General features: G+C 39.2%; 6 protein-coding genes. All 6 read left to right on the top strand.

Annotated features, from left to right (window positions below; genetic code table 11):
• The first annotated feature begins 271 nt into the window (after positions 1 to 271).
• Entirely contained in the window at positions 272 to 1,852 is a 1,581-nt protein-coding gene (locus AC5KOD_RS03325; RefSeq protein ID WP_496913118.1) for an alpha-glucoside-specific PTS transporter subunit IIBC, read from the top strand.
• A gap of 22 nt (positions 1,853 to 1,874) precedes the next feature.
• Positions 1,875 to 3,215, top strand: a complete 1,341-nt coding sequence (locus AC5KOD_RS03320) for a 6-phospho-alpha-glucosidase (protein ID WP_496913117.1) — start codon at positions 1,875 to 1,877, stop codon at positions 3,213 to 3,215.
• 74 nt (positions 3,216 to 3,289) lie between these two features.
• A complete protein-coding gene (locus AC5KOD_RS03315; protein ID WP_496913116.1) occupies positions 3,290 to 3,931 on the top strand; it encodes a MurR/RpiR family transcriptional regulator in 642 nt (213 codons plus the stop codon).
• A gap of 323 nt (positions 3,932 to 4,254) precedes the next feature.
• Positions 4,255 to 5,061 carry a helix-turn-helix transcriptional regulator gene (locus tag AC5KOD_RS03310; protein ID WP_496913115.1) on the top strand — a complete coding sequence of 269 codons (807 nt, stop codon included), beginning with the start codon at positions 4,255 to 4,257 and terminating at the stop codon, positions 5,059 to 5,061.
• A complete protein-coding gene (locus AC5KOD_RS03305) occupies positions 5,048 to 6,133 on the top strand; it encodes a DUF4097 family beta strand repeat-containing protein (RefSeq protein WP_496913114.1) in 1,086 nt (361 codons plus the stop codon). The genes AC5KOD_RS03310 and AC5KOD_RS03305 overlap by 14 nt, the downstream gene beginning before the upstream one ends.
• Positions 6,134 to 6,289: 156 nt before the next feature.
• Positions 6,290 to 6,709 (top strand): nucleoside-diphosphate kinase, encoded by a 420-nt coding sequence (gene ndk / locus AC5KOD_RS03300; RefSeq protein ID WP_496913113.1) that lies wholly within the window; start codon positions 6,290 to 6,292, stop codon positions 6,707 to 6,709.
• Positions 6,710 to 6,860: the final 151 nt, after the last annotated feature.

Raw genomic sequence — 6,860 nt, 5'->3', positions numbered from 1 at the left:
AAATTGGTCATAAATTGGCCTAATCTACTCAATGTACAAAAAATATCTTGGCGATTATCAGTTATTCTGATTGTCACCAAGATATTTTTCTGTTTTAAGAGAGTTTTGTCCCACCCTCTTTTTTTGGGAGCTTTCCCAGTTTGTGGGAAAGGGATGGAAATGCAGTTATTGGACCTACTATCAACTGAACGCTTGTGGTTAAATTTAAGACACTGTATATTCAAATTACGGTAACCGTTTACAAAAAATATGAAATTGGAGGTTAAAATAGATGATGCAAAAATTGCAGCGCTTCGGCGGCGCTATGTTTACTCCCGTGTTACTTTTTGCTTTTGCAGGCATAATATTATCGTTATCCATCATGATGCAAAATACCTTGATTGTCGGAAGTATTGCGGCAGATGGGACTCTATGGAAGGATTGTTGGTCGATTGTTGAGAGTGGCGCTTGGACAGTCTTTAATCAAATAGAGTTATTATTCGTGATAGGCTTGCCCTTAGGTTTAGCCAAAATAACCAGTGGGCGGGCCGCACTTGAATCGCTCGTTACGTATTTAACGTTTAACTATTTTGTTAACTCGATGTTAACATTACGAGGCTCCTTCTTTAATGTTGATTTTAATCAAGAGGCCGGAGGGGACAGTGGTCTGAAAATGATTGCTGGAATTAAAACGCTAGATACCAACCTAATTGGTGCCATTTTGATTGCGGCAATCGTTGTCTTTATTCATAATCGTTATTTTGAAATGAAGTTGCCTGATTTTTTAGGGATTTTTCAAGGGTCTTCAATGGTTGTGATGCTCTCATTTTTTATTATGCTTCCCTTAGCTTTTATTATTTGTTTAGTTTGGCCGGTGATTCAATCGGGAATTAGTTCACTACAATTTTTTATGAAATCATCGGGAATTATTGGCGTCTGGCTATATGTTTTCTTAGAGAGAATTTTGATTCCAACGGGACTTCATCATTTTATCTATCAGCCCTTCATTTACGGCCCCGCTGTGGTAGAAGGCGGAATAACTGCTTATTGGCTACAGCACATGAATGAATTTGCTTCAAGTGTGGTGCCGATTAAAACGTTATTCCCAGAAGGTGGTTTTGGTCTTCATAATGCGTCTAAACTATTTGCACCAATTGGAATTGCTGCTGCATTTTATAGTACAGCTAAGCCAGAGAAACGAAAAATGACGCTAGCCTTATTGATTCCAACTGTTTTAACAGCTATTTTGGCCGGTATTACGGAGCCTTTTGAATTCACTTTTCTCTTCATTGCGCCCCCTTTATTTTTAGTACATGCTCTTTTAGCAGGAACTTTAGGGGCGACTTTATATGCTTTTGGAGTGGTAGGAGATATTGGTAGTGGGATTATCACGATGGCAACGCAGTACATCGTGCCGATGTCCATCAATCATGTGGGGACAGTTGTTTTACTATTTGTAATAGGTCTGTCATTTAGTGCCATTTACTTTGTCGTTTTTCGCTTTTTGATTTTGAAGATGAATTTTAAAACTCCCGGTCGAGAAGAAACGGATGAGGTTAAGATGTATACCAAAAAAGATTATCGAAATCGTCAAAATGGAGAAGGGGCAGTGGGAAGTTCACCTTATGATGAAGCAGCTGCCCTTTATATTGAAGCACTCGGTGGCAGTGAAAATATACAGGATGTCAACAACTGTGCGACACGTCTACGAGTGACTGTAGTGGACGAAGGCTTGGTGCAAGAGGATAGTGCCTTTAAGCAAGTCGGGGCTCACGGAGTTGTTAGAAAGGATAAAGCATTTCAAGTAATTGTTGGGCTTGATGTCCCACAAGTGCGAGCATCAGTGGATCGACTATTAAATATTAACGAATAAATCATAGAAAGAGGCGTTTTAAATGGTATTAAAAAAACAATCAATTCTAGTAGCAGGTGGCGGTAGTACATTTACACCGGGAATTATTATGATGTTGTTGGATAATTTAGATAAGTTTCCAATCCGTCAAATTAAATTTTATGACAATGATGAGGCCCGTCAAAAGCAGATTGCAGATGCGTGTGAAATTTTAGTGAAAGAGCACGCACCAGATATTCAGTTTTTGGCTACGTGTGATCCTAAAACGGCTTTTAGTGACATTGATTTTGTGATGGCTCACATTAGAGTGGGGAAATATGCGATGCGCGAGAAGGATGAAAAAATTCCGTTGAAATATGGCGTTATTGGTCAAGAAACCTGTGGTCCTGGTGGGATTGCTTACGGCATGAGATCAATTGGCGGTGTTTTGGAATTAGTTGATTTCATGGAGACATATTCGCCAGAAGCGTGGATGCTAAATTATTCCAACCCTGCTGCTATTGTTGCTGAGGCGACTCGTAAGTTGCGGCCAACGAGTAAAATCATTAATATTTGTGACATGCCAGTGGGAATTGAGCACCGAAGGGTACAGATATTAGGGCTAAAGGATAGAAAAGAGTTGTCGGTTAGGTACTATGGATTAAATCATTTTGGTTGGTGGACGGATATTAGAGATCAAAAAGGGACTGATTTGATGCCTAAAATTAAAGCCCATGTAGCTAATCATGGTTATGTGACGCCAGATGAGCTAAAAGGGAGTGAGGGTGAGGTAGAAGCGAGTTGGATGCACACGTATCAAAAAGCTCAAGAGGTTTTTGAGCTGGATCCAGAAACATTGCCGAATACGTATTTGAAGTATTATCTCTTTTCCCAAGACGAGGCAGCAGCAGCTAATCCAGATTATACTCGTGCAAATGAGGTAATGGATCATCGTGAAAAGCTGGTTTTCAGCGAGTGTAACCGCGTGGTTGACCTGGGGACAGCTAAAGAAATAAAATTGGAGGCGGACGATCATGCTTCTTACATCGTTGATTTGGCTCGGGCGATTGCCTACAATACAAAAGAAAGAATGTTACTGATTGTTCCGAATAATGGCGCCTTGGTTAACTTTGATCCAACTGCGATGGTGGAAATTCCTTGTATTGTTGGCTCAAACGGACCAGAACCCCTAGTTCAGGGGGCAATTCCTCGTTTCCAAAAAGGCTTGATGGAACAGCAGGTTGCAGTTGAAAAATTAGTAGTGGAGGCGTGGGAGGAAGGCTCTTACCAAAAATTATGGCAAGCCCTAACGGTTAGTAAAATAGTGCCAAATGGGCGAGTTGCCAAAGAAATCTTAGACGATTTGATTGAAGCGAACCAAGGGTATTGGCCTGAACTAAGCTAAATTCAAGAGGAGTATGTTATGATGAAAGTGCGTGATTATGGCGCACTTTCAATCTAACAAGGAGTTGTTTTCTATTGAATCTAGAAGCGTTAATCAATACCCATTATTCAAAATTAAATGAAACTGATTTGCAGATATTGGAATATGTGCTAAAAAATAAGGCGCGTAGCAGTCAGCTAACGATTATGCAGCTTGCGAAAGAAACGTTAACGTCTAAGTCTACCATTTCTCGCTTGGCGCAAAAGCTTGGATTTTCTGGGTTTACAGAATTTAAGTATCGGTTGCAGGACACCACTGCTAAGATGCTTGAGAAGGCTTCGCCGATTATGATTGACTTAGAACTAACGAACAACCAATTAACAGATATTCAAGCGACGCACAAGCTTTTTGGTCAGATGTACAATGAAGAAAGTGTAAAAGCTATTTTTGAAGCTAAACGAGTTTTTTGCTTTGGAACGGGCTGGGGACAGCGTAATGTCATAAGTGATTTTATTCGAAATATGCAGTCAATTGGTGTATTTCCCATTGAAATTAAGTCGACATTTGAATTTCGCAAAACGATTAAGCAGGATGTTTGTAGTGAGGATATCATGATTGTTGTCTCTCTAAGTGGCGATATTACACGGATTGAATCGGAGCTTACATATGCTTTTGTAACAGGGGTTAAGACGCTGTCTCTCACTTTTTTGGTTGTTACTTTATCATCAACACTATAGTCAGGGGCAACCACAGCAAGGCTTTAAGGTAAGTTTAGTGATATACTTAGTTTCTTCCTTAATAGTTGGCAATTTTATTGGGGGTGTTCTGGCGATTATGACCATTAGACAAGCCCCTGTGGAATCGGAAAAAACAAGACTTAAGCATATTTGGTTTGAAGGATTGTTACTGGCACTTACAATTTTTTGTAGTGTTGCGTTATTTAGACTAAATATACGTTAAAATAGAACGTAATTCGAGCTGTAGACTGCCAAAGGGCAATTCTATAGCTTTTTTTGTGAAAGCAACTACTAGTTGATTGTCTGTAAACGAGATAGCTGTTATGATTTATTTAACGTTAGGCGAAAAGTTGGGAGGAGTGGCGGTGGCAGGATCAATGGGAGAGACTATCAAGGTTTTACGCAAGAAACGCAGGTTAACGCAGCAGGAAATGGCGGCAATTTTATTTGTGACTCCCCAAGCCGTTTCTAAGTGGGAGCGGGGTGAATCACTGCCAGATATTTCTTTAGTTCCCCAATTAGCGAAGTTGTTTAATGTATCAATCTCGATGTTATGGGAAACACCAGTTGTTGAAGAACATCGTAGTAAGTTTGAGCAATTATCAGAACTGACAGAAATGATTGTTGATGATCGGTTAGTTCAAGAGGTTGTCGCAGAATTGGAAAAGATTAAGAGCATTGACGAGATTGTGATTCGCTTTGATTTTTTTTCACTGCTTAACGATAGACAAAAAGAGACGTTCGTCAAGGCTCTTTTAGCAATTCCTGATTCTGCCTATTTAGTTGAAGAGTTTTATTTTTATTTATCGAGTCGACAAAAGGAACAGGTTGTGAGCGAAATGTTGCGAAAAGCTCAATACAGTGCGTTGGAGTTAGTGATACCATTGATGTCAAAAGCAGTTAGAACGCAAGTCTTACTAGACTGTTTAACTAATCAGGCATTTGAATTTATGGAAGAATTATTGCCATTTTTAAGTCTATCCCAGAAACAGTTGATCATTGATTATATGTCTCAGAGACAACTTGATAGTAGTAAATTAGAAAATTATTTGACGTTTTTTACAGAAAAGCAACGTCAACAGTTAATCGAAAACTCTGAAACTAAGGAGGAAGAACATGGATGCAAATGAACAGAAACTAAAAGTGCTAACGATGCTACAAGAAGGAACTATTTCACAGACAGAGGCATTAGAATTATTAGAGTTGATTGGTGGAGAGGTAGCCAGAAGTGGTAGTGGATCTGTAGAAGCTGAAAAAACTCGTACTCAAAGGGTTCGACCAGAATCAATTAGAATGACGGTGCCAGACTCGCCAATTGATTTTATGGGAACGAGTCATCAGACCTTTTCAATTTCGGCAGATGTTTATGGAGAGGTCATTAATGCGCTAAAGCTGATTGGGAAGAATAGTAAGGTGTCAATTCGCAGCCATGATCAATCAACTATTCAAATAGAGGGACGTTATAAGACCATTCGGAATAGTGATCCTGTGATTCACTTTGAAGAGCAAGACGGGAGCTATGTTTTGACCTATAATTATCACGCTGTAAGTTATATGGGCTTTGATGTTTATTTGCCAAAGACCATGATAAAATGGCTGTCAGTTGAAAATAGCAATGCCGAAATTCGGATTTCAGGGGTTAACACCAGTGAGTTGACCGTTGCAACTAAGAATGCGGCAATTAAACTTCGTGATATTTTTAGTAACCAATTAGTTGCTACTACTAGAAATGGCACCCTTGAATTAGTTGAGGCTGAGACTGGAAAAATGGAATTGGAAACAACCAATGCAGATATTCAGGTGAGAAGCGTAAAAGCTCATTATGCCGAGTTATTTACAACTAATGCTTCAATCGTTTCTGATAATAATCAACTATTTGTGACAAATGCTCGTACTAAAAATGCCAATATTTGGTTAGATTTATCTAAGCTAGAAATAGCGTTAGATGACAAGCAATATGGCATTGAGGCGCGGACAACGAATGGCACAATTGATATTATCATGCCTTATCAGGAAGAACTGCCTTATAAGCTAAATGCAACTACTAAACGTGGTCGAATACGGGCCAATAGTGGGGAATTGATTGTTAATGCGAGTGATAAAGGTTATTTAGATGGCAAAACAGTGGATTATGATCTTTCTGGTACAACCTTAGAGTTAGTCCTTCAAACAACTAACGCGGATATTAATTTGAGTAAATAGTTTTAAGTTATTAGCTCTAGTGTGATAAGAGATTTTAGCAGTTAGGGACAACTTCCTAGCTGCTTTTTGTCAGCTGTGGACTAGACACTGGAGGCTAAGAATGATAATCTTCTTTTAAAGCGATTACAAAACGCTTGTTGAAAGGAGTTAATTTAAATGGAACAGACCTTAGTTATTATTAAACCAGACGGTGTTACACGGCAATTGGTTGGCGAAATTATTCAACGATTTGAGCGAAAACAATTGAGAGTGTCTCAATTAAAGATGGGAAAGATGTCAAGATCCTTAGCTGAGGAGCATTACGCTCATGTCAAAGGTCGTGATTTCTTTGAAGATATGATGAGTTATATGACCTCCTCAGAGGTAGTTTATCTGATTTTAGAGGGAAGTGGTGTGATTAAAACCGTCAGAAAAATGATAGGTGCGACTAATCCTTTAGAGGCTGATCCAGGCACAATTCGAGGCGATTATGGGGCAACAAGTTATCAAAATATTATTCATGCTTCTGATTCACCAGAGGCGGCTAAAATTGAGATTGATCGTTTTTTTTTAGTAGGAGAAGTGAATGGAATATAAGGAGCTGTGACAAACACTCATGAGGGCTATCGCCCTCACCAAACAGAATGAAAACAAAAGTGATCGACCTACAGACGATTTCCTGTCATAATAAAAGTGACAGGAGTGGCTTTGTAGGTCGATCACTTATTGAGGTTCTGCTCCAAGTAAC

The organism is Vagococcus sp. WN80Y, assembly GCF_059621045.1.
Note: the sequence above shows the minus strand (reverse complement) of the source record. Positions and strands in the feature narration are given on the sequence as shown.

Excerpts from the sequence above, each read along its gene's own strand:
- AC5KOD_RS03310 (WP_496913115.1), top strand. The coding sequence starts at position 4,255 with ATGATTTATTTAACGTTAGGCGAAAAGTTGGGAGGAGTGGCGGTGGCA.
- AC5KOD_RS03305 (WP_496913114.1), top strand. The coding sequence starts at position 5,048 with ATGGATGCAAATGAACAGAAACTAAAAGTGCTAACGATGCTACAAGAA.
- AC5KOD_RS03325 (WP_496913118.1), top strand. The coding sequence starts at position 272 with ATGATGCAAAAATTGCAGCGCTTCGGCGGCGCTATGTTTACTCCCGTG.
- AC5KOD_RS03320 (WP_496913117.1), top strand. The coding sequence starts at position 1,875 with ATGGTATTAAAAAAACAATCAATTCTAGTAGCAGGTGGCGGTAGTACA.
- ndk (WP_496913113.1), top strand. The coding sequence starts at position 6,290 with ATGGAACAGACCTTAGTTATTATTAAACCAGACGGTGTTACACGGCAA.